Annotated in this window: 21 protein-coding genes; 18 read left to right on the forward strand and 3 right to left on the reverse strand. The window is 48.0% G+C overall.

Going from position 1 to position 24,089, the window contains the following annotated elements:
- Positions 1-5 precede the first annotated feature (5 nt).
- The 11 genes from hrpB (at position 6) to ACFORK_RS08450 (ending at position 14,951) form a co-directional block, all read left to right on the forward strand.
- Positions 6-2,501 carry an ATP-dependent helicase HrpB gene (gene hrpB / locus ACFORK_RS08400; RefSeq protein WP_379198554.1) on the forward strand — a complete coding sequence of 832 codons (2,496 nt, stop codon included), beginning with the start codon at positions 6-8 and terminating at the stop codon, positions 2,499-2,501.
- Between the two features lie 297 nt (positions 2,502-2,798).
- The gene (locus tag ACFORK_RS08405; protein WP_379197623.1) at positions 2,799-3,158 is read left to right on the forward strand and encodes a replication termination protein; all 360 of its coding nucleotides are present in this window, start codon (positions 2,799-2,801) and stop codon (positions 3,156-3,158) included.
- A 164-nt stretch (positions 3,159-3,322) separates the two neighbouring features.
- Positions 3,323-3,706, forward strand: a complete 384-nt coding sequence (locus tag ACFORK_RS08410; RefSeq protein WP_379197625.1) for a DivIVA domain-containing protein — start codon at positions 3,323-3,325, stop codon at positions 3,704-3,706.
- Between the two features lie 315 nt (positions 3,707-4,021).
- On the forward strand, positions 4,022-6,745 hold the full coding sequence (locus tag ACFORK_RS08415) for a CHASE3 domain-containing protein (protein WP_379197627.1): 2,724 nt from the start codon (positions 4,022-4,024) through the stop codon (positions 6,743-6,745).
- Between the two features lie 203 nt (positions 6,746-6,948).
- Positions 6,949-7,815, forward strand: a complete 867-nt coding sequence (locus ACFORK_RS08420) for a PRD domain-containing protein (protein ID WP_379197629.1) — start codon at positions 6,949-6,951, stop codon at positions 7,813-7,815.
- 24 nt (positions 7,816-7,839) lie between these two features.
- Positions 7,840-8,349 carry a PTS sugar transporter subunit IIA gene (locus ACFORK_RS08425; RefSeq protein WP_379197631.1) on the forward strand — a complete coding sequence of 170 codons (510 nt, stop codon included), beginning with the start codon at positions 7,840-7,842 and terminating at the stop codon, positions 8,347-8,349.
- A 42-nt stretch (positions 8,350-8,391) separates the two neighbouring features.
- Positions 8,392-9,849 carry an N-acetylglucosamine-specific PTS transporter subunit IIBC gene (nagE, locus tag ACFORK_RS08430; protein ID WP_379197633.1) on the forward strand — a complete coding sequence of 486 codons (1,458 nt, stop codon included), beginning with the start codon at positions 8,392-8,394 and terminating at the stop codon, positions 9,847-9,849.
- Positions 9,850-10,053: 204 nt separating this feature from the next.
- Positions 10,054-11,553, forward strand: coding sequence for a methyl-accepting chemotaxis protein (locus ACFORK_RS08435; RefSeq protein WP_379197635.1), 1,500 nt, complete (start codon positions 10,054-10,056; stop codon positions 11,551-11,553).
- Positions 11,554-12,181: 628 nt separating this feature from the next.
- Positions 12,182-12,706, forward strand: a complete 525-nt coding sequence (locus ACFORK_RS08440; RefSeq protein WP_379197637.1) for a cysteine hydrolase family protein — start codon at positions 12,182-12,184, stop codon at positions 12,704-12,706.
- 194 nt (positions 12,707-12,900) lie between these two features.
- Positions 12,901-13,815, forward strand: a complete 915-nt coding sequence (locus ACFORK_RS08445) for a DMT family transporter (protein ID WP_379197639.1) — start codon at positions 12,901-12,903, stop codon at positions 13,813-13,815.
- Between the two features lie 293 nt (positions 13,816-14,108).
- Positions 14,109-14,951: a class I SAM-dependent methyltransferase gene (locus ACFORK_RS08450; RefSeq protein WP_379197641.1), complete on the forward strand. Its 843-nt coding sequence runs from the start codon at positions 14,109-14,111 to the stop codon at positions 14,949-14,951.
- A 67-nt stretch (positions 14,952-15,018) separates the two neighbouring features.
- Here the strand turns inward: ACFORK_RS08450 and ACFORK_RS08455 are convergent, their stop codons facing one another.
- Entirely contained in the window at positions 15,019-15,912 is an 894-nt protein-coding gene (locus tag ACFORK_RS08455; protein ID WP_379197643.1) for a LysR family transcriptional regulator, read from the reverse strand.
- A 283-nt stretch (positions 15,913-16,195) separates the two neighbouring features.
- Here ACFORK_RS08455 and ACFORK_RS08460 point away from each other — a divergent pair, with 283 nt between their 5' ends.
- The 5 genes from ACFORK_RS08460 to ACFORK_RS08480 all read left to right on the forward strand — a co-directional run bounded on the left by ACFORK_RS08460 (position 16,196) and on the right by ACFORK_RS08480 (position 20,623).
- Entirely contained in the window at positions 16,196-17,143 is a 948-nt protein-coding gene (locus ACFORK_RS08460) for a phosphate ABC transporter substrate-binding protein PstS family protein (protein ID WP_379197645.1), read from the forward strand.
- A 98-nt stretch (positions 17,144-17,241) separates the two neighbouring features.
- Positions 17,242-18,138 carry a phosphate ABC transporter permease subunit PstC gene (pstC, locus tag ACFORK_RS08465; protein ID WP_379197647.1) on the forward strand — a complete coding sequence of 299 codons (897 nt, stop codon included), beginning with the start codon at positions 17,242-17,244 and terminating at the stop codon, positions 18,136-18,138.
- Positions 18,135-19,031 carry a phosphate ABC transporter permease PstA gene (pstA, locus tag ACFORK_RS08470; protein ID WP_379197649.1) on the forward strand — a complete coding sequence of 299 codons (897 nt, stop codon included), beginning with the start codon at positions 18,135-18,137 and terminating at the stop codon, positions 19,029-19,031. The genes pstC and pstA overlap by 4 nt, the downstream gene beginning before the upstream one ends.
- A gap of 43 nt (positions 19,032-19,074) precedes the next feature.
- Positions 19,075-19,851, forward strand: coding sequence for a phosphate ABC transporter ATP-binding protein PstB (gene pstB / locus ACFORK_RS08475; protein WP_379197651.1), 777 nt, complete (start codon positions 19,075-19,077; stop codon positions 19,849-19,851).
- A gap of 169 nt (positions 19,852-20,020) precedes the next feature.
- On the forward strand, positions 20,021-20,623 hold the full coding sequence (locus tag ACFORK_RS08480) for a nitroreductase family protein (RefSeq protein ID WP_379197653.1): 603 nt from the start codon (positions 20,021-20,023) through the stop codon (positions 20,621-20,623).
- Between the two features lie 630 nt (positions 20,624-21,253).
- Here ACFORK_RS08480 and ACFORK_RS08485 read toward each other — a convergent pair.
- Complete coding sequence (locus ACFORK_RS08485; RefSeq protein WP_379197655.1) at positions 21,254-21,775, reverse strand: hypothetical protein; 522 nt, start codon at positions 21,773-21,775, stop codon at positions 21,254-21,256.
- 52 nt (positions 21,776-21,827) lie between these two features.
- The gene (locus ACFORK_RS08490; RefSeq protein WP_379197657.1) at positions 21,828-22,481 is read right to left on the reverse strand and encodes a TetR/AcrR family transcriptional regulator; all 654 of its coding nucleotides are present in this window, start codon (positions 22,479-22,481) and stop codon (positions 21,828-21,830) included.
- Between the two features lie 280 nt (positions 22,482-22,761).
- Between ACFORK_RS08490 and ACFORK_RS08495 the strand changes: the two genes are divergently transcribed.
- Both ACFORK_RS08495 and ACFORK_RS08500 read left to right on the forward strand, forming a co-directional pair.
- Positions 22,762-23,475, forward strand: coding sequence for an MBL fold metallo-hydrolase (locus tag ACFORK_RS08495; RefSeq protein WP_379197659.1), 714 nt, complete (start codon positions 22,762-22,764; stop codon positions 23,473-23,475).
- Positions 23,476-23,479: 4 nt separating this feature from the next.
- Positions 23,480-24,067: a TetR/AcrR family transcriptional regulator gene (locus ACFORK_RS08500; protein ID WP_379197661.1), complete on the forward strand. Its 588-nt coding sequence runs from the start codon at positions 23,480-23,482 to the stop codon at positions 24,065-24,067.
- The last annotated feature ends 22 nt before the right edge of the window (positions 24,068-24,089 follow it).

A 24,089-nucleotide genomic window follows, 5' to 3' on the forward strand; every position in this document is an offset into this window, starting at 1 on the left:
ATATGATGGATCAACTTCCAATACAACAGGTGCTTCCTGACCTGAAAAATATAATGGCTACTCGTACGACCGCTATTCTCGTCGCAGAGCCGGGAGCGGGTAAGACTACCGGAACGCCCCCGGCTTTTCTGGAGGAGCCATGGATGGAGGGCAAGACTATTCTGATGCTGGAGCCCCGCAGACTGGCGGCTCGTGCAGCAGCGACCTACATTGCTTCCCAGTTGGGTGAAAGTGTGGGGCAGACAGTAGGTTACCGGATGCGAATGGATACCAAGGTTGGGCCACAGACGCGGATCATTGTCGTTACTGAAGGTGTATTAACCCGGATGCTACAAAGTGATCCTACGCTCGGAGATGTGGGTCTTGTCATCTTCGATGAGTTCCACGAACGCAGCCTGCATGCTGATCTGGGGCTGGCTCTAACGCTGGAAGCCCAGTCGGTGCTTCGGGAGGATCTTCGCATCCTGATCATGTCGGCGACACTGGAGACGGAACGGGTATCAGCCCTGCTGGGGGATGCCCCAGTAGTGGATTGTCCCGGGCGGACTTATCCGGTAGAAACAGTCTATTCACCTGTTCCCACGGCTTCGCACATCGAGAAATCCGCTGCCGCGGCTGTGCGACGGGCTTTGGCTGAACAGCCGGGCGATGTCCTCGTGTTCTTGCCGGGGGAGCGGGAAATCCGCCGGACCCAGCGGGAGCTAGAAGCTGCTATTCTGCCGCAAGGAACGATTGTGCGACCGCTTTACGGACAGCTGCCGCAGGCTGCACAAGATGCAGCGGTCGCTCCAGCGGTGCCGGGGCAACGTAAAGTCGTGCTGGCGACCTCAATCGCAGAGACTAGCTTGACGATCCAAGGCGTGCGCACGGTCATTGATACCGGACTGCGGCGTACACAGGTGTTCTCGCCGCGTTCGGGAATGCCGCGCCTGGAGACCGTGCCGGTGTCGAAGGCTTCAGCCGACCAGCGGCGAGGTCGGGCGGGCCGTACAGCACCCGGCGTTTGCTACAGGCTGTGGAGCCAGGAGGAGCATTACCGACTCCCGGACGAGAACGTGCCGGAGATCATGGAAGCCGATCTGACGCAGCTCGCCCTTGAACTGGCCATGTGGGGCGTGCCGGACCCGGCAGCCCTGCCGTGGCTGGACACGCCGCCCGCCGCGCCTTACGCGCAGGGCGCTGCGCTGCTGCGCCAGCTTGGCGCGCTGGACGCCAGCGGCGCCATCACCCCGCACGGCCGCAGCATGGCCGCGCTGGGTGCGCACCCGCGCATCGCGCACATGCTGCTGCGCGCGCAAGGGATTGGCGCTGCCCCGCTGGCCTGCCGGCTGGCAGCGCTACTGCAGGAGCGGGACCTGCTGCGCGGTCCCGCCGGGGGAGATTGCGACCTCACGCTGCGCGTAGAGGCGCTGCTCCGGTTCGAGCGCTCCGCCGGTGCTGACGGCGGCGGAGCTGATCTTGCAGCTCTGCGCACGGTGCAGCGCGAGAGCCGGAACTACCTGGCGCAGCTGAAGGCCTCGCCAGGGGAAGAGCCGGACAGCAGCCTATGTGGGCTGCTGCTGTCGTTCGCCTACCCCGACCGGATTGGGCAGAGACGCGGCGAAGGCGCGTTTCTGCTGTCGGGAGGTCGGGGAGCGGCGATGAGAGAAGGGCAGCCGCTGGAACGCTCTGCGTATATTGTGGCTGCCTCTGTGGATGATCAGGGCCCGCAAAGCCGGATTTTGCTGGCCGCGGAGCTGAGTGAAGCGCAGCTGCTGTCCCACCATGGGGACAGCATTACGGAAGAAGCCGAAGTCTATTGGGACAAGGATAGCGGGAGCGTGAAGGCACGGCGTCGCACGCGGCTAGGTGCGCTCATTCTTAAGGAAACAACCCATGAACGGCCTTCGGCAGAAGAGGCAGCAGAGGGACTGCTGGCGGCCATCGCCTCTGAAGGGCTGGAGGTGTTACCTTGGGAGAAGGGACCGCAGCAGCTTCGCTTGCGGATGATGTTTATGCATGGCTTGCGCGAGGATTGGCCGGATGTATCTGATGACGCACTTATAGAGTCACTCGCTGACTGGCTAGGTCCTTATCTGCATGGAATGCGGAGTCTGCGCGATCTTCAGCGGCTGCCGCTGGCCCGTGCGCTGGAGGATCTGCTCGACTGGAAGCAGCGTCAGACGCTGGATCAGGAAGCACCCACTCATATTACGGTGCCAAGCGGCTCACGGGTACCTGTAGATTACGGGAATCCGGCAGCCCCGGTGCTAGCGGTACGACTACAGGAAATGTTCGGACAGCAGGATACGCCGAGACTTGGCGGGGGGCGGGTGCCGGTTTTACTGCACCTCTTGTCGCCGGCAAGAAGACCGATGCAGGTCACATCCGATCTTTCGAGCTTTTGGCGCAATACATATTTCGAGGTTAAGAAAGACTTGAAAGGCCGATATCCGAAGCATTATTGGCCGGATGATCCGCTGCAGGCGGTGCCAACCAGTCGCACACGACCAGTAAAATAGCTCCGCAAAGACTGCATTTTCTACGAACAAGCGTAGGCATGCAGTCTTTTTTTACAACTACCGACCACATTTCAACATATGAAAAATTCACAATAGAAAAGACTTAAAACCTATAGTACTCCTCCTATCTATCCTGCAAAATCAAACGCCACCTCTCCTTAAATACAACTAACAAGGAAAAAGTAGACCCCTTGCCTTTATTTCAGGTTGTGAAAGTTGGAAAATAGTGCTTATACTAGATTCATAGCAAGAACAAATAGGAATAGGTAATTTACACATCAGGAGGTGTATCTTGGCATGGCTTTTATGATTGCCCAACGGGCTTTTATTAAGGTGTATCTGATAACAATGGTGGAGCAGCATCGCGGGTACGGTTATCAGATGCTGGAGGATATGCGGCGGGAATTCAAATCGCATGGGTACTCTCCTCCGCAGAGTGAGATTTACCGTGCGCTGCACGAGCTGGTGCAGCAGGGCATTTTATACCGTACCAAGCAGTTGAAGGGGAATGATCCCAAGGTTGATTTTCAGGAAATTGTGCTCTATCATTTCACTGCAGATGGTGAGGAGAAGGCCAAGCTTTATAAAAAGCAAGTAAAGACCGACCTGGACCGTTGTCTCGGAATTCTGAACAAAGCGGTTAACGATAATTTTTAATATACGGGCCTCGTATCTGAGTTATTCGCCTGCCTTATTCCTGGATTTGGAAAAGCTTCGACTGCGGGGGATATTAGCAACTCTAGTGATATTTTCAGAGGGCCCGCGCCCTGTTATAATGAGTACTGCCGGAAGATTGCAGTATATACTTGGAGGTATTACAGATGGACGAACATATGAAACGTCGATTGGACAAACAAAGAAAACTATTCAGCCAATTAGGAATAACGCTGGATGCCCTTACGATACATGAGAAGGAATTCGGCATGAAGCTTCGTGGATATGATGCGGAGGAAGTAGATACATTTTTGGACAGTGTGATTAAGGATTATGAACGATTCTATGCGACCATCGCCGATCTGATGGACAAATGGCAGGAACAGCAGCTGGAGCTGCGCGAGCTCAAGGCTGAGGCCAAAGCCGCTGTTGCTCCGCCAACCATTATCCGGGGAATCGATCCGATGGATCTGGAGGATGTCATTCTGAAATTGGAGGCCAACATCCGTCAGCTCAAAGACAGAATCCCACGTACCGAGAGCTACCTGTAATCTAGATACATTGAACTTAAGTTACTAGCCTAAGGATCGGCGTCACTCTGGTGAAGCTTGGACTTTCGGGCGCTTTTGTCTCCAGATTTCTTCTATTTAACTGCTTGTAGTAGTAGTTGAAATCCGGAGACAGCCTATACTTTCGATGCTATTTTTTTCTATAGAAGACTTTCAGGAGATCGCTTTCGCTCCTACAGTTCCAATCTTCGCTTTTACTTATTCTCTCCTTTTCGTTTCTTTCCTTTGTTCAACTTATATAGTTCTGTATGGCTCACTAGAAATCAACAATGTCAGACGCTGATGGGGGTTAAGCCTTTGGTCGATAAGCGGGGATGGAAGCTGAAGATTCGCAGCAAGATCGCGCTGGGGTATTTCATGATCCTGTTAATGCTTGGACTGTTTCTGCTCGTTGTATCTGCAAGGATCAGCAAGCTGGAAGCCGAGACGGTTTATCTTAGCGAACACGATATGAAGGTTCACGAGCTAATATATCAAATTGAGAAAAATGTGCTGGATATGGAGACAGGTCAGAGAGGCTATGCGCTCACCGGCAAGATGGAATATTTGCCCCCGTATACTAACGGACTTGCGGAATGGCGCATTAATTACGCCAAGCTGAATGGCCTGATTGCCGACAATCCTGCACAAGTCAAGAATCTGCAGACGATCATGGTCAATATTGAAAAATGGATTGAGGATGCCGGGCAGTATATCATTGATCTCAAGCGGAGTGGCCAGAATGAAGCCGTGAATCGTTTTTTTCAAGACGATACCGGCAAATCCATCATTGATTCCATCCGTTCCCAATCACAGTATTTTCTCGACAACGAAGTAGCCCTCACCAATAAGCGTATCATCACTTTGAAAGAAGGCAACCACAGATTACTGCAGACGATGTACATATTATGGGGCCTGGTGGCTGTTTTGGCTGCGTTTATTACCGTGCTGATTGCCAGAAGTATCGTGAGCCCTCTGCGCCGTGTTATTCTTGCCATTAACAACATTGCCAGCGGGGGGAATTTGTCTGAACGGGTCAGGGTTAGGACACATGACGAGCTGTATGATCTGGGAGATGCTACTAACCGTCTGCTGGAGACTGTTGAACGAGACCAATGGGGCAGTGAGCAGTTAAACGTGATGTCTATGATGCTTCAGGAAACTACAGATTTATCGGTTTTGAGCAAAACCTTTTTGAACAAGCTTGCCTCTATCCTGGAACTACAATACGGTGCTCTGTATGTGCTAAATGCAGAAGACAGCTTTGAGCGGATCTATTCCTACGCGGGTAGCGAAGACAACGAGAATTCTGTTGGTGTGAAGAAGATTAAGCCCGGGGAAGGTCTGGTCGGACAATGTGCACAGGATATGAAGCTTAGGGTTCTGGAGGATCTTCCTGTGAATTACATCAGCATTAACTCCGGCCTAGGCAGAACCGCCCCGCGTTATCTCACCTTGGCCCCGGTCATTTTTGAAAATAAAACGCTAGCCGTACTTGAGATTGCCTCGTTAACCAAGTGGGCTCCTTTCCATTTTGAACTTCTGTCCAAGCTGGTGAATATGCTGGGTGTCACGTTGAATTCGGTCATGACGCGGATGGAGATCCAGAAGCTGTACAGGGAATCACAGGTTATGAATGAAGAACTGCAGGTGCAGTCCGAGGAGCTTCAGGTACAAGCGGAAGAACTGCAGAGTTACACCAACGAACTACTGACATTAAATGGCGAGCTGGAGCTGCAAAAATCGATGGCGGAGCGCTCCGCGATAGAACTGGAGAAGTATAACGAACAGTTGGAACAGAGCTCAAGATATAAGTCGGAATTTCTCGCTAATATGTCACATGAGTTGCGTACACCGCTTAATAGTATGCTTATTCTTTCCCAACTGCTGGCGGAGAATCGCAACGAATTACTGAATGAGGAAGAACAGAATTATGCAGCGGTGATCCATGCCTCCGGAAGTGAATTGCTTAGCATGATCAATGATATCCTGGACTTATCCAAGGTGGAAGCGGGCAAAATGCTGGTTGAGGTTGATGCTGTCAATCTAACGGAGTTGCCTACCCTCATGCTATCCTATTTTGGAAAAATCGCTGAGCAGCAGAAGCTGGAGTTCACAGTAGTTTTGGATGAAAATGTGCCGAATTTATTCTACACGGATGAATTACGACTTCATCAGATTCTGCGCAATCTCCTGTCCAATGCCTTTAAGTTCACCGAACAAGGCAGTGTCAAAGTAGAGGTGTCCAGGCTGGAATCTTTCCAATCCCTGAGCTATGCATCAGAGGAGCCGGTACTTGCTTTTGCAGTAACCGACAGCGGTATCGGCATTTCGGAGAAGAACAGTCAGTTGATCTTCGAAGCCTTCCGACAAGCCGACGGTTCAACAGCCCGCAAATTTGGCGGCACGGGACTTGGGCTGTCAATTTCCCTTCAGCTGGCCAGGCTGCTGGGCGGTCATATTGCGCTGAGCAGTACACCTGGGCAGGGCAGCACTTTTACGCTCTATTTGCCTAGCCGGGAAGAGGAGACCGAAGAGGTTCTGATTTCGCGAGCTGGATGCTCCGAAGCGGCAGCATCAAGGGCAGATGACCTCGTTTCAACAGAGAACCCTACATACGGACAGAACTCAGATCAGTTCGACAAGCATTATGAATACCTGCATGGCCGGACCGTACTTATCGTCGATGATGATGTTCGCAATATCTTTGCCCTGGAAAAGGGACTGGAACCATATGACATGCAGATCTTGACCGCTCAAACCGGCTTTGAATGCCTGCAAATGGTGAGAGAGCATGAGGACATTGATATAGTTCTACTGGATATCATGATGCCGAATCTGGATGGTTATGATACGTTAAGCATTATCCGGGAAGAGCTACTGCTGACGAAGCTGCCCATCCTAGCGATCTCGGCCAAGACGATGAAGGAGGACCGGGAGAAGTGTCTCGCAGCAGGGGCTTCCGGCTTTATGAGTAAGCCAGTAGTGCTGCAGGAGGTAGTCTCTCAGATGTGTAAATTGCTCGCGGAGCGTGAAAGCTGAGACTTCCGCCCGACTTGACAATTTGAAAATTACCATTGACGCATGCCCAGGTATGATTTATTATGAACCTATAAATGATCATTTATAGTTTAGTGGCGTGTTACCGTAAAGGGCATGAGCCAAGGATTGTCTTATTTAATTGAGACTATTCTTGGCTCTTTTTTATACCTTTCACCTGACAATCACTGGAAAGAGGGGAGAACTTGATACGGGAGCACGAGCAATTTCAAGTACAACGCGTTATCGGCAATAACGTGGTTATGGTGCAGGGGAGCAAGAACGGCAAAGAATATGTCATCATCGGCAAAGGGATTGGCTTTGCGGTGAAGGGCACGGGGGTCATTGAAGGGAATGATCACCGAATTGAGAAGCTTTTTCGCCTGGAGGACCGGGACGAATGGAGCCAATATCAAATTTTGCTGGAAGATATCGACCCTAAGGTTATGAAGATCACAGATGAGATCATCAGCGATATCGGGGAGCAGTTTGCCGGAAAGCTGAATGACAAAATCTACTTGGCGCTCCCAAGCCATATCCAGTTCACCATCTACCGTCTGCGCAACGGGATGGATATTGTCAACCCATTTTTACAAGAAACGAAAATGACCTTCCCGAAAGAATATGAGATCGCTTACAAAGCGGCAGAGAAGATCAATGCCGAATTTCAGGTGCAGATTCCCGAAGACGAGATCGGATTTTTAACCTACCATGTCTACTCTGCTGTTAGCAACGTACCAGTAGGGCAGCTGGTGAAAGCCTCCAACATCGTGAGCGAGTTAATGGATCTGATTCGGGAAGAACGACAGATTATCTTCGAGTACGGAAGTATGAATCATGTCCGGCTGATGATTCATCTGCGCTTTTCGATTGAACGCATTTTACAAGGGTCATTAGTCGACAATCCTTTTGTGAAGCATATCAAAAAAGAGTATAAGCGGGAGTATATGCTTGCAAAGAAGCTCGGAAAAGCAATGCAGAACTCACTGAATGTAGAAGTCCCGGAGGAAGAGTTGTGTTTCTTGGCCATGCATTTGTATCGTCTGTTTCAAACGCTTGATAAAAACAAATAGCAGCATAAGAGGGAGTGGCAACATATGTTTTCCAAATGGAAATCAAAGAAAGAAGAGAAACGTACTGGACATACCGTTACAATTAAGGCTCCTATGAGCGGGCAAGCGGTTCCATTGGAACAAGTTCCGGATGAGACTTTTGCTGGTGGTCATATGGGAGGCGGAATCGCCATACAACCTATAGAGGGGAAATTGATAGCCCCTTTCGATGGGAAAGTCGCTCACATTGTGAAGTCGAACCACGCCATCATTCTGGAACATTCCTCCGGCATGCAGCTGCTGCTACATATTGGAATAGAGACCGTCAGCCTGAAAGGGAATGGGTTCACCAGTTATGTCACTACCGGAGATACTGTGAAGGCTGGACAGACGCTGATTGAATTTGATTTAGAGGCCATTCGGGCCGCTGGCTGTGAGACCATTTCCCCGGTCATTGTTACGAATAATGGTGAGACCGTACCACAGGTAGAAGGTCACTTTGGTCCTGTTACCGCAGGTGAAGACAGTATCCTTACCGTGGTTTCAACGCAATAAGCAAATAGCTTCACTATTTTGCCATTGAGAGGATGAGAGAAGATGTTGGCTTTTCTTCAGAAATTGGGCAAGTCACTGATGCTGCCAGTAGCAACGATGCCGGCGGCGGCAATACTTCAAGGGTTTGGATTGATTGATTATGAGAAAGATTTGCATTTGGGCAGCGCAGTAGGGGGCTTCCTGAACCAGTATGTCGCCCCATTCTTGAATGCAGGAGCAGGTGCCATTTTTGGTAACCTGGCTTTGATCTTCGCCATCGGTGTAGCTATCGGATTCGCAGGTGATGCTGTAGCAGCATTGTCGGCGTTGATTGCTTACATGGTGCTTACCAAGGTGCTTGCCGTTGTTCCAACGCAATTTTCATTCATTAATGATGATGTAGTTCTGAATATGGGCGTTCTTGGTGGTATTTTCGCTGGTGCGTGGGCTGCATTCCTATACAAAAAATATCATAATGTCAAAATGCCGGATTGGCTCGGCTTCTTCGCCGGCAAACGTTTCGTACCGATTATCACTGCTGTCAGCACCATGGTGCTTGCCGTTTTGATAGGTATGATTTGGAGTCCAATCCAAGATGTAATCAGCGACTTTGGTAACTGGGTGGTAGGACTCGGAGCCTTCGGAGCCTTCTTGTTCGGTACTGCGAACCGTCTCCTGATTCCGATCGGTCTTCACCACGTAATCAACACCATTGCCTGGTTCCAAATCGGTGACTTCACCAACGCTGCTGGCGAACTGGTGCACGGTGACTTGACTCGCTTCTTCGCCGGAGACAAAACTGCAGGGATGTTCATGACTGGCTTCTTCCCAATCATGATGTTCGCACTGCCGGGTGCAGCGCTGGCCTTTATTCATACGGCTAAGCCGGAAAAACGTAAACTAGTAGCTTCCATCTTTATCGGTTCTGCTATCGCTTCGTTCCTTACGGGGATTACCGAACCGCTGGAGTTCTCCTTCATGTTCGTTGCTCCGCTGCTGTATCTGGTTCACGCTTTGCTCACAGGTCTGTCTTTGGCTGTAATGTATATCCTCAACGTCAAGCTTGGATTTGGTTTCTCGGCGGGGCTTATCGACTATCTAGTAAATATGAAGCTATCCACCAATCCATGGATACTGATTCCGGTTGGTCTGGCATTCTTCGTACTCTATTATGTGTTGTTCCGCGCCATCATTACCATCTTCAAGCTCAAAACACCTGGACGTGAAGATGATATTGAGGATGAGGTTCAGGAAATCTCAGTTGGTAGCGGTAATAGCATCTCCGCTTCCTCCAGAGCAACCAAAATTCTGGAGAATATCGGAGGTCCGTCCAACATTAAGAACATTGATGCGTGTATCACGCGATTGCGTCTCGTAGTGAATGACGAGAAGGCAGTGAAAGATGCGGCACTCAAACAGCTTGGTGCTTCCGGTGTGATGAGACTCGGTCAAGGAACGGTGCAAATTGTATTCGGTCCACAATCGGAGCAAATCAAGGATGAGATACAGAAGTTGCTGTAAAATGAAAGATTGATTCACTAGAAAATCACATTTAATTTAGTTCAAGGACGAAATTTATAAATTTCGTCCTTGTTTAATGGCTATTTTTAGGATAGTTCTCTAAAATGTTAGGCCCTTTCGTCCGATATAATAATGCAGATATTATGCGCTAACATGAAAGGGCGAGTGAGAATGTCGATTTGGACGAAGGCAAGAAGTCGAATTATGAATGAATCAAGAACAAATAATTCCCAAAGTTATAAGGATTATGAGCAAGAGTTGACGCATCAGCGCAACAAGATTATGAGATTTATTTTATTGTTTATTACAGTAGCGGTCGTTCCGTTGATTGCATTCAATCAGGAAATGGCAGAAGGTATAAAAACGCTCATTGTAGCGATTATCGCGAACTCAGTCTTTTTTGTGCTGGTACGTAAAAAAGTCGCCGTGCAATTGCTGTCTTACATAGTTGTTTTAATAATAAGCGCGTTTATGTTCTTTATTAATTATTTGCAACCCAACCTATTTTCGTATTTGAGTCTCGGGATTCTTCTTGTGTTTTATCCTACTTACAAACCTGTTTTAACCTATGCTTTCATTAGCTTTATTCAGGTTAATTATTTTATTCTTTACCCAGCTACTACAGAGTTTGCAAACTATGAATGGGCAGATAACATTAAGCTATTCATCGCGTTTGCACTGCTAATTATCTTGTCGATCCTTTCACGGCAAATGATGATGAATGCCTATGAAGGTAGACTTAACTCCGAGTTGGCCAAGAAAAATGTAGAAGAGCTATTGGATCAAATGAAATCATCGATCACCGAAATGGCAACATTCAACCGTCAACTGCAGAAGAATGTTATGGTTACCGGCGATATTACGAGTGAATTGACCATTGGGTTTACGGAAATGACCAAAGGTATTGAGAGTCAAACGGTCAGTGTCAGTGATATTTCTATGGCGCTCGGCGATGCCAATACTGCGATTCAACTGGTTGCCGATAATTCGGTAGTCATGCGGGAGTTGTCCAATACTACTGCTGAGTCAGCGGAACGCGGAAATGAGCAAATCGGAGAATTGTCACGCAGTATCACGGATATCAGCTCTGTAATGGATGATATTACAGCAGCGATGCATGAACTGAACGAACAGAATCATAGTATCGGTACGATTGTAACAACGATTCAGTCTATTGCGTCGGAGACCAACCTACTTGCTTTGAATGCGGCGATCGAAGCTGCACGGGCTGGCGAGCAAGGACGTGGCTTCGCAGTTGTCTCTACTCAGGTCAGAAAGCTTGCCGAGAATTCCCATCAGTCTGCTGAAGAGATTTCTGGTCGCTTGGATGGACTTAGAGTTAAGGTGGAGCAGTTGTCCTCCCAATTGGAACGAGGCAAATCGATGATCGAAACCAGCGAATCAACGGTCAAGCATTCTGAGCGCGTATTCCGCGAATTGTCTGAAATTGCCACTCAGGTCATGAAGCAAGCCGAAGAAGTGGAAGAGAAGTCGATTGAGGTTCGCAATTCATCCGAGGTTATTGTGGCCGAGGTGGATTCCATTTCTGCAATAACCGAGGAATCCAGTGCGGCATCTGAAGAGATCCTTGCCAGCGTTGAAGAGCAGAAGATGATGGTTGATGATGTTGTATCCGGCTTCGAGCGCTTGGATCAACTGATCGGTGAGCTGGAGAAGCTGTCGGAGAATAAAGCATCGGAATAATTAGTTAGGCATAAGCGTTCGTGCCATACACTCGGTGAGTGAGAGGTACGGACGCTTTTTTTATTATATAAGCCGAATAAAAGAATTTAATTAAAAGCGAAGATGAGCGAACGGGGAAGTTTGAAACTGTAGGTGCAGAGCGCTCGTCTGAAAACTTTCCATAGGAAAGCTAACAACAGAACATAGAGTGCCGACAACAAGACATATAATCCGTGGCTGCTCAACTCTAGTGATGTCACTAGAAGCGGTATATTCGCCCTCCTTCACCGGTCGTCTTAACAATGAAAAAGAGGGGCACCTCCCCAACTAACGGCATTTTTGTATCTTATTTCTCTTTAATATGGTCAAATGAGGGAAATAGGTGCATTATTGTATCTTATTTTTCGAAAAAGTACGCTGGAGGGGGTATTCTGGAAGATTTAAGGTACAATTTTGCACTTAATCTCCACTTACCCTTGCTTGCAGAGGATTTAAGGTACAAAAATGCCGTTAATTACACTTCGAGACTTCTTACAGAAGCGCTCTTTTTCTTGGTTATGTTTGTTATTATAAATGCATTCTATATAGACACTGTATCTTTTTGGTATAATCAGAACACTATCTTTTCATTTAATGGAGGGTTAGACCTATGAGCAGGAATACGGCATTGTTAATTATTGATGTGCAGGAAGCGATGTTTTGGTATCCGGGACAGGAGCTGTATGATGGACAGGGCGTCATGGACCGGATCATCTCCTTGCTCGGTAAAGCGCGACAATCAGGCACACCGGTAGTTTATATCCAGCATACAGAAGATGAAGAGTTCACAAGGAATTCTCCGACCTGGCAAATTAGTGCTCGTATTAAGCCACAAGAGGGAGAACGGATTATAGAAAAGCCGACCCCGGATTCTTTTCACCACACGATCTTGCATGAAACACTGCAGCAGATGGGGATTACACGGCTAGTTATTGTCGGTATGCAAACCCAGTTTTGTGTAAATGCCACAACTAGGCGCGCTTATAGCTTGGGCTATGAGAGTATGCTGGTTCAAGATGCCCACAGTACCTTTGATACAGAACTATTGAGTGGGAAAGACATCGTCAGTCAACATAATGACATTCTGGGAGGAAAATTTGCAGAATTGAAGCTGGAAAGTGAGGTAGAGTTCTAACAAGAGTAGTATGCCGGCTTGCTGTACAACGTTCCGGTTACCGGCTGCCTTACGGCATCGTCATAGTTATGATGTCTTTCCTGATGAACAATGGATACATCATGAAAATTTTATGTAAAAGGGCTGTATTTTTTCGTATTTTGCGATACATTAACATATGTAACTTTACAGAAACGAAAGGATACCCTCACACTATGACTATCAAGAGGCCACCGATTCCTATTCCGATATTAATGGTAATTGGAATTCTGGCCATTTCTTTTTCATCCATCTTCATTAAATGGTCTGCTGCTCCGGCTTCGGTGCAGGGGATGTATCGATTGCTGTTCACCTCGCTGATGATGTTGCCTTTTGCTCGCCCGCATAGCGGCGCTGTACGTAAGCTGCGTACAACTGACTGGGTGCTCCTTATTTTCTCAGGAGTAATGCTGGCACTGCATTTTTTGCTCTGGATGGGTTCATTGTCGTATACTTCTGTAGCAAGCTCAACTATGATTATGGCATTAGAGCCGGTATTTATCATGCTGGGAGCGTATGTATTATATAAGGAAAAGACAGCAGCTTCCGCTATAATGGGTGTAGCTATTGCCATCGGTGGAGTGTGCTTCATCGGCTGGGGTGACATCGGAGTTTCTGCTGATAATCTGAAGGGAGATTTACTCTCGCTCGGAGGGACTGCTGCAGTCGCTGTACATATGTTGATCAGTCAGAAGCTTGTAGCCCAGATGCCCTCCTATTTATACAGCCTGATTGTTTTCAGTGTAGCGGCGGTTGTATTTGGTATCTATAATCTGGTGATGGGTATTCCTTTCTTCGACTATCACCTTAGCGAGTGGGGAATCTTCTTGCTGTTAGCCATCGTTCCCACAGTGTTCGGACATCTCCTCTTTAACTGGATGATGCAATACCTTTCGGCAACCACGGTATCGATGACCATTTTGGCTGAACCAGTTGTGGCCAGCATTCTGGCCTATCTGTTGTTGAGCGAAAATTTGGGGCATTTGCAGTGGACGGGAGGACTGCTCGTGATGATCGGCATGGCGGTTTATTTATGGGCTGAACGCAAGAAAGCAGACCCGGTGCCACCTGCACTGGAGAATGCGTCTTAATATATAAGACGAACAAAAGAAAGAAACAAAAAGCGAGAAGGAGCGAAGGGGGAAGTTTGGAACTGTAGGAGCGAAGCGATCGCCTGAAAGCTTTCCGCAGGAAAGCTCACACCGGAAGCATAAGCTCGCCAGATTTCAACCGCTAGAAGCGGTTATAAAGAAGAAATCTGGGGACAACAGCGACCGGAAGTCCAAACATTCCACCGTAGTAACGACCGAGCCTTAGGTTGGGATCTTTAGTCCGTCTTATTATAGAAGCTTTTTTAACATTAGACAAAAGGAGTCACAATTTAATGAATAATCAGCATCATGAATCAGAACCGGCTGCAGGCGTGCAGGCTGGATCGGTCAGCGAAGAATCCTGGAATGAGGATACCTACGCCGCCTGGACAAGTCGGTTTGGAACCCCGGCGGAAGCGGCAGCCAGACTGGCGAAAGATCCATTAGCCAAGCTGCACCCGATCGCATCCTATTTTGGTGAGATCAGCGGGAAGAAAATAATGAATCTTATGGGTTCCAACGGGATGAAGGCAGTGGCGCTCGCTTTGCTTGGTGCAGAGGTGACGGTAGCGGATTTCTCTGAAGCTAATGCCCGTTATGCCCAAGATCTCGCTTCGGCGGCCGAAGTACAGTTAACCTATCACGTATCGGATGTGCTGAAGCTTCCGGCGGAAGTCGCAGAGGGTTCTTATGATATTGTGTTTGCTGAACAGGGAATCGTCCATTACTTCACAGATCTTGCGCCTTTTATGGACACAGCCTATCGTCTGCTCTCACCGGGTGGGCGGTTCGTACTGCGCGATTTTCATCCGATCACTACGAAGCTGATTTCATCCAAAGGGTCTACGGCGAAGGTCCGCAAGCATAAGGTGAGCGGTGATTACTTTGACACAGGGCTAGAGGAGAAAATCGTATCGTACTCCAAGTATCTGCCTGCTTCAGCGGGCGCAGTGGGCGAGAAGAAGAGTATTGTGCACTGGCGTCGCTGGACACTTGGTGAAATCGTCACGGCGGCAGCAGCCAGCGGACTTGTCATCACCATGCTGGTCGAGGAGCCTAATCTTTCTTCGGATGTGTATGATAAGGGCATTCCCAAGACCTTTACACTGGTTGCGGAAAAAGCAGGGCAAGCATAATCCTGCTACTTATAAATGAAAAAGGGTCTGGTACATGGCTTCCCATGTGCCGGACCCTTTTTTTGTATTATTGTCCCGACCTCTGCGCAAAATAGTCCAGAACTGCTTGTTCCAGCGGAGTCAGCAAATGATCCTTGCGCCAGGCGACAAAAAAACCGCCGCTTTCCGGTTGAATGCCCGGCAGGGGAGCGTAGCGCAAGCGGTTCTGTGCGACATCGGCTTCAATTCCTTTTTTGGAATAGATTGCGACGCCACCTGCTTCGCTGACCAGGTCTTTAATAAGCTCTGGTGAATCCAGTACGGTACGGTTCCACAGACGCACGCTATTGAGCTGTGCCCATTTGTCAGCGATCCCGCGCAAAGCGGAACCGGCTGCATGCTGTACCCAAGGTTCGCGTACGGCTAGCTCTGCAGTCAGCTCCGGATTTTCTTCGAAAGGATGTCCCGGTGCAAAAATCAACACAGGCTCGTCTTGTTCGATTCGCTGAAAATGAAAGGTATCATCATTCCATTCACTGGTGTGCAGCAGCGCCAATGGTGTTTCGCGGACCCGTAGCCGTTCTCGCAGTTCCCGGTCTGCATGTACAGACATGGATAACTCTATACCAGGAAAGTCCACCATGAGCTGTGACATAGCTTTTGGAAGAACATAGCTGCCAGGAATATAGCTGGACTCCAGTTTTAACTGTCCTTGCGAGGGTGAGGAGAACTGTTTGACACTGCGCTCGGCATCAGCAGCAAGGGCTACGATTTTCACCGCGTATTGGTACAAGGTACGGCCTGCTTCTGTCAGCAGCACGCGACCACTGCGATATTGAAACAATGGAGTACCAAGTTCAGTTTCGAGATTCTTCATATGAAAGGAAACGGTGGGCTGTTTGACCCCAAGCTCGGCGGCAACCTCTGTAACCTTTTTGTATTTTTCAATTAACACTACGATGTGGAGTTTCATAATATTCATGATGTTCCCCCGAGAAAATGTTGTTAAAAACGGTGAATATTAAGCTGTTGTTTCTTCATTATAGAATAATTCTATACAGGTATACAAATTATATTGTTATTTTTATCTTTGATTTTACACAACGAGGACCTTTCTCTAACGAACGAGCCCTAGAATAGGAAGAGTCAAAGCGACACAATGTTGCCAAGGCAATACAACAAGAGTCAGCTTTCACTGCATTTTGTGGTGGTCAAGCGTGTGGGAGCAACTGCTCCACAACAACTTTAGGGGGAGACAAACAACAATGCAATTTAGAAAATCTTGGATCATGACACTGGCTTTAACTAGCGTACTGGCACTTTCGGCTTGCGGAGCAAATAATGCAACAACCAATAATGGTGGAGGCAACACTTCAGCAACAAACGCACCAACTGAAACTAGCGGCGCCGAATTAAAAGGTTCTGTACTGGCATCCGGCTCCACAGCATTGCAGCCGCTCGTTGAGCAAGTTGCAGAGAAGTTCATGGAGAGCAACAAAGGCGTAGACATTCAAGTACAAGGCGGCGGTAGCGGTACAGGCTTGACTCAAGTTGCTGAGAAGCAAGTTGATATCGGTAACTCCGACGTATTCGCTGAAGAGAAGCTGAAAGACGCTGACGCTGATAAAGCAGCAGCTCTCGTTGACCATCAAGTAGCTGTAGTTGCGATTGCTGCTGTTACGAACAAAGATGTTGGTGTTAAAGATTTGACCAAGCAACAATTGGTTGACATCTTCACTGGCAAAGTAACGAACTGGAAAGATCTTGGCGGTAAAGACGAGAAGATCCAAATTATCAACCGTCCAGGCAGCTCCGGAACACGTGCGACTTTCGAGAACTTCGCACTGGGCACGAAGACTGAAGACCTGCAAGGTTCTATTCAAGAAGATTCCTCCGGTACAGTTAAGAAGCTTGTTAGCGAAACACCAGGAGCGATCGGATACCTTGCACTTTCCTACCTTGATGATTCTTTGACAACTCTTAGCTATGACGGTGTAGAACCATCTGTAGACAACGTTATTGCTGGTAAATACCCAGTATGGGCTTACGAGCACATGTACACTAATGGTGAGCCGAACGAAACTGTTAAAGCTTTCCTTGATTACTTCTTGACTGACGACGTGCAAAACGGCGATGTGGTAGAGCTTGGATATATCCCAGCTTCCAAAATGCAAGTTGTACGTGATGTCAAAGGTAACGTAACGACTAAATAAACATCACGATCAAGCATTCTTCAGTAGAAATTCAATGTGATTAGAGGCGGAAATCCTTCTGCCTCTCTTTTCACTTTAGAAAGAGGGAGCATTTCAAGGTGAAAGCAAACAAATCTCGTATTGAAAAACATCATATAGAGGATTTCATTGGGCGCACTTATATGTCCTTTTGCGTAACGCTATTAATTGTCATCATTGTATCAATGGTGTATTTTGTAGCGTCAAAAGGCCTGTCCACCTTTATTAGTGGGACTACAAGCGTATCCGAGTTCTTCTTTGGTACCAAATGGTCGCCGGACGGGGATTCACCATCCTTTGGTGCACTTCCGTTTATTTCCGGGTCCTTCCTAGTTACTCTACTCGCAGCACTGATTGCTAGCCCGCTTAGCATTTGTGCGGCATTGTTTATGACTGAAATCGTTCCAGGGTGGGGGAAAAAGCTGCTTCAACCAGTTATTGAGCTGTTGTCTGGTATTCCTTCCGTTGTATACGGCTTTGTGGGCTTAAGCGTGATTGTGCCACTGCTTCGCAATATCTTTCCGGGTCAGGGCATCGGGGTGGCTGCAGGCGCACTTGTCTTATCGGTTATGATTCTACCGACGATTACGAGCGTGGCTGCAGATGCATTGTCTTCTTTGCCGCAAAATTTGAAGGAATCTTCGTTTGCGCTTGGAGCTACCCGGTGGCAGACGATTTCTCGCGTCATCATTCCTACAACCCTGCCCGCGATTATGACAGGTGTAGTACTCGGGATGGCCCGCGCCTTTGGTGAGGCCCTTGCTGTACAAATGGTTATTGGTAACGCACCATTCGTTCCGCGCTCGCTATTCGAATCGGCTTCTACCCTGACGAGTGTCATTACACTGGGAATGGGCAATACCACTATGGGCTCGCCGCACAATAATGCGTTGTGGAGTATGGCGCTGGTTCTTATGCTGATGACATTTGTATTCGTCTTCCTCGTAAGACTGCTTGAAAGGAGAAATAAAATTTGAAGCCGAGAACCGCTGACAAAATCGCTACCACGCTTATTGTGTTTTTCGCTCTACTTATTGTAGGCATCTTGGTTGGACTGTTAGGTTACATTCTGATGCGCGGAATCAGTCATATCAGTTGGGACTTCCTGACCTCCGCACCTCAGAAGATCCGAGCAGGCGGAGGAGTCGGGCCACAGCTGTTCAACTCCATATTCTTGCTGTTCCTGACCCTTCTGATTACAGTACCGCTAGGTCTGGGTGCCGGAATTTTTATGGCCGAGTATGCACGTCCCGGCAAGCTTACCGCATTCATCCGCTTGATCGTAGAGGTTCTGTCCTCATTCCCGTCGATCGTAGTCGGTTTGTTCGGACTCTTGTTGATCGTGAACTATTTCAATCTCGGATTCTCTCTAATATCTGGTGCACTGGCATTGACGGTATTCAATCTGCCGCTGATGGTGCGGATAACGGAGCAGGCCTTCCGAACAGTTCCGAAGCAGCAGAAAGAAGCTGGGTTTGCTCTTGGATTGTCCAAGTGGAAAATCGTAACCTCAGTCCTGTTCCCTGTAGCTTTGCCAACAATCATTACAGGAACGATCCTATCGGCAGGCCGGGTGTTCGGGGAAGCAGCAGCACTGATGTTTACCGCAGGGATGAGCAGTCCACGTCTTGATTTCGGGAACTGGAACCCACTCAGCACGTCTTCACCGCTAAATCCGTTCCGGCCCGCTGAGACACTTGCGGTACACATCTGGAAAATAAATAGTGAAGGCTTGGCTCCAGATGCGGTACAAATCGCTGCCGGAGCTTCGGCTGTGCTGGTCATTACTGTATTAATCTTTAACCTGGCCGCGCGTTACTTCGGCCGCTTTATTTACCGTAAACTCACAGCTTCTAAGCGTATGAACTAGCAGGTACACCAATTAGATCAGAGAATAGTAGGAGGAGTAAGCGATGGGAGCAACAGCAACCGCAACTAAAAATTCTTTTCAGACCGAAAATTTGAGTATTTTCTATGGGTCTTATGAAGCTGTTAAAGGAATCAGCCTACCTTTCCCGGAAAACACAGTAACTGCACTCATCGGTCCTTCGGGCTGCGGTAAATCCACCTTTCTTCGTTCGCTCAACCGGATGAATGACGAGATTTCGGGTTCCACATCCAAAGGCAGCATTTGGATTGACGGCGTAGATATCAACGCCCCAGGTACAGATGTAATCAAGCTGCGTCAAAAAATTGGGATGGTATGGCAGAAGCCTAATCCATTCTACAAATCCATCTATGACAATATTGCCTTCGGACCAAAGTATCATGGAATCAAAGGTAAACAGGCATTGGATGAGATTGTAGAGAGCAGTTTGCGTCGTGCCGCACTGTGGGACGAAGTAAAAGATCGTCTGAAGGATTCGGCCCTGGCATTGTCGGGTGGACAACAGCAGCGTTTGTGTATCGCACGTGCGTTGTCTGTTAATCCGCAAATTTTGCTGCTGGATGAGCCGGCTTCTGCATTGGACCCGGTATCCACAGGTAAGGTTGAGGAATTGATCAAAGAGTTAAGAGAGGACCTGCGAATTGTTATCGTTACCCACAACATGCAGCAAGCCGCTCGTATTTCCGACTTTACCGCTTACTTCTACCTCGGTTCTTTGGTGGAGCATGACAAGACGGAGAAGGTCTTCTCCAACCCTGAGAATCAAATGACACAGGAATACATAATGGGCCGTTTCGGCTGATTATGATCAAAATGATCAAGCGGAAAACACTGCTCTGTCTGAGCGGTGTTTTTTGTTATACCGTTAAGAGAGATGGCATCAGGCGAGGTTATTTGCAAAGCAAGTAAAGATCATGTATGATTGTTGATAATGATTCTCAATGATAATTTTATACTGGGAGGAACTATTCATGACAAATTCACAATCTTCATCTGCAAATAGCATTGCTGACACAATCAAGGAACGTCGTTCTATCAAACAATTTAAGCCTGACCCGCTGCCGGAGGGGCTGCTCGAAGAACTGCTGAATGTTGCGGTTTGGGCTCCAAACCACGGACTGCGTGAGCCATGGCGCTTCATCGCTTTTAAGGGAGAAGGGGCGAAATTTCTCGGCGATGCAGCTTTTTCTTTGATCAAGCGTGGTGCGGCCGATCCTGACTTTGCGGCTAGACGTAAAGAATACCTCTCAAATATCCCACTTACCTTAATTGTGGTGATGCCCGAGGACCCGCGCCAGCGGGAATGGGATGAGGATTATGCCGCAGTCTCTGCCTTAGTACAGAACTTCCAGCTGGCGGCGTGGGAGAAAGGCGTCGGCACGATCTGGAAGACCGATCCTTACATCTACGCACCTGAGTTTCGGAGTAAGCTTGGCGTGAAGCCGGGGGAGAAGATCGTAGCAATGGTTCACGCCGGTTATCCGGAAGTCGTGCCAGCCAGCCGCCCACGGACCGAGGCAGTAGAGCTGCTGCAGGTGGTTGACAGCTATCCAGAGAGTGGAAGCCTGGAGTAGAAGAAGTCTGGAGTAGAAAATTGTGTTAAGAGAAGTGAATTAATCATCCGAGTTCACGCTGTATAACCCGAACAAAAGAAATTAATAAGAGCGAAGATAAGCGAACGGGGGAGTTTGAAGCTATAGGCGCAGAGTGCTCGTCCGAAAGCTTTCCATAGGAAAGCTGGCATCGGAACATAGACTGTCGACAGACTGCAACCAATAGCGGTATATTCCCCTTCACCAGTTGTTTTAATAGTAGAAAAGAGGGGTCACATCCCCAACTAACGGCATTTTTGTACCTTATTTTTCTTTGATATAGGCAAATGAGGGAAATAAGGGCATTATTGTATCTTAATTTTCGAAAAAGCATGCCGAATGGGCTATTCTGGAAGATTTAAGGTACAAAATTGCACTTAATCTTCAATAACCCTTAGCTGCAGAGGATTTAAGGTACGAAAATGCCGTTAATTTTAGTTCGATCCTTTTTAAACAAGCACTCTCTTTTCTTGGGTATGTTTGATTTGTATTGCGTTCTGTATTGCGTTCTATATTCATTGTATTGATTGATCAGTTCAACGTTAACCCCCTGAAAACAGACAGGGGGTTCTTTATTTTCTATTTTGCCTAGGCCATATGAATGTGGGAGTTCTAGTTTTCTATTATTACAAATTCCTGCGGGTTGAAGCGAATATATGCGCTAATTTGTTGTAGACTACCTTGGGACAACTCTAGGAAGCGCTCAAACAGAAGAGTAACAGTGGCTAACAACTCATGATCTTGATCCAAGTCTTTAAAAGTAGCATCACTCCATTGGACACCTAGCGTGGTATTTCTTGCTTCGAGAACCGCTTTAGTTTCCTCAAGCAGAGTGATCATGGAAGTATCGCTGAAGAAACGCAAGCCGCCTGTCACACCAGACCAATAACCCGGTGTATCCAGCAAATAAGAGATCCAAGCATAATACTCCCTCACCGAGTTTTTAGCGTGATCGTACAATACTCTAAACATGCACAAAGCCCGTTGTCCCTCCGTGAGCTGAGATATCACTTGTGTTTTCACGGACATGTTTTTTCCACGAATTTGCATGAGGGTTGGCTCCATACATACCCACCCGAGTCTTTCATCATCCAATGAATCGAAATCCTGTCGTTTCACTGTTACTAATGACATTTGATTCCTCCTTTTTTGACTATCACGAATGTCAATCATAAAGACAAAAAAATTACTGAGGTCTCACTACCGCTACAGCCGACTCAATCACTTGCTCCAATAGCATCTCCAGCTGTTCTTTCATCGTAAGCTCCAAAGACCCTTGTGCCAAAAGATCTTGCTGTAGCTTGTCTAAATAATTCATCCCTTGTGAAATAGCGCCCCAGAATTGCATAGCCATAAGGCTGGCATTACCCTGACGAATCGTCTTTTGGATGATACCCTTCTCAACGGCTTGGGTCATCGGTTGTAGGAAGCTTTTCATCCATTCGAAAGGAGAGAAGGGTTCATCCGTATAAAAGTAATGCACATCCATGCTGACTCGCATGTAAAAGCGAGAGACCGCAGGATCATCCAGGACTTGCGTGCAGACTATCCGTGCATACTGACTGAACAGTTCAAGGGATGAGCCTTCTTGTTCGAAATGAGACTGTGTAAATCGTTGAGTCCTATCCATCATGTATTCGTATAGTTCACGAAACAAGATTTGCTTGTTTTTGAAATAGTGGTACACAAGTCCGCGCGCCAGACCCGCCTGTTCCGCTACTTCACCAATCTCAGCTGCCACGTAACCTTTTTCTGCATAAACGTGTATGGCTGCCTGCAAAATCTCTTGTGTCCGCTGTTTACGAATTTCTTCGTTTTGTGCTTTGGTGCGTGGTGACATGTTGTGCATCCCTCTTTTTCATTGACATTCATGACAATCAAAAATATAAAGGATATTCAAAATATTGTCAATATAATTCATCTAATAATGCTCGGTTAGCTTGCTAGGGGAGCGAAAACTGGCTAACTTGTCCTTCTCCATAATCATCAAAGCCTCATTCGCGGAAGCCGCTTCACACAGGTTATGCTCTAACCATAGGGAATTTTTACTTGCTCCTTGAAAAACTAATCATATTAGTTTATATTATAACTAATGATATTAGTTTTGAGGAGGAATACACATGAGAGTACTTCAAGAAGGACATTTACTTCAGCTGACTTGGATGCCATCCTTTTTCCCGGTAAACTGCTATTTGGTCGAAGAAGAAGACGGGTTGACACTTATTGATGCAGCAATGCCATTTAGCGCCAAAGGGATTATTGGCACAGCAGAGAAACTGGGGAAGAAGATCAACCGCATTATATTGACCCATGCCCATGACGACCATGTCGGGGCGCTGGATGAGGTAGCGAAGCATTATGCAGATGCAAAGGTATATATCTCCGAGCGGGATGCAGACTTGCTTCGAGGGGACAGCTCACTTCGGCCTGATGAGCCACAGACTCCGATCAAGGGAAGTGTACCTAAGAAGATCACCACCAAACCGGATGTACTGCTTCGGGAGGGGGATACCATTGGCTCACTAAAAGCAATCAGCACACCTGGTCATACTCCTGGTTCAATGTCTTTCATCGATCAGCGCAGCGGTGCGGTTATCGTCGGCGATGCGGTCCAGATGTTCAGGGGATTTGTGGTAGCAGGAACAGTAGTACCACTGTTTCCGTTCCCGGCGCTGGCAACCTGGCACAAGGAGATCGCACTCTCGAGTGCCCGCAAGCTGTTACAGTTCAAGCCTACTCTCATTGCTGCAGGGCATGGTAACTGGTTAAAGGAACCGGCTAGTGGGCTTCAGCGGGCAATTCTTCGGGCAGAAAAGTCATTACGAAAGGGGTAAGCGAATGTCTCCAAGAGCAGGATTGGATGTCGATATACTTGTACGAGCGGCAGCAGAGATTGCCGATGAGGAAGGGATTGAAGAGGTAACACTGGCACGGCTGGCAGCCAAACTGGGTGTGCGGTCGCCTTCACTTTATAATCATATCAATGGTTTACAGGGTTTACGCACCCAGTTGGCTATCTATGGACTGGGAGAGCTGAATACGGCGATAGCCTCTGCAGCGGAGGGGCTGAGCGGTGACGATGCGGTCCAGGCGATGGGCCGCGCCTATGTTGAGTTTGCAAGAAGCCGCCCGGGGTTGTACAAAACGACGCTGTCCTCCCCGGATCCAAACAACGCCGAACTTGTGGCGGCCAGTGAGCGTATTTTGTCCCAGATTATTAATCTGTTACAGGTTTATAATCTGGGTAAGGAAGGCGAGTTGCATGCCGTACGTGGCCTTCGCAGCATCCTGCATGGCTTTGCCTCTATCGTGCAGGAGGGCGGCTTCGGGATGCCGCTAGATACCAACATTAGTCTATCCCGCCTAATCGCTGCATTCCTCACCGGGATCGGGCAAATGAACATTCCAGGAAAGCATGAATCTTGATCTGGGGGATTGAACTAACGTT

This window comes from Paenibacillus sp. GCM10012306, from assembly GCF_042649265.1.
GTDB lineage: Bacteria > Bacillota > Bacilli > Paenibacillales > Paenibacillaceae > Paenibacillus_AQ.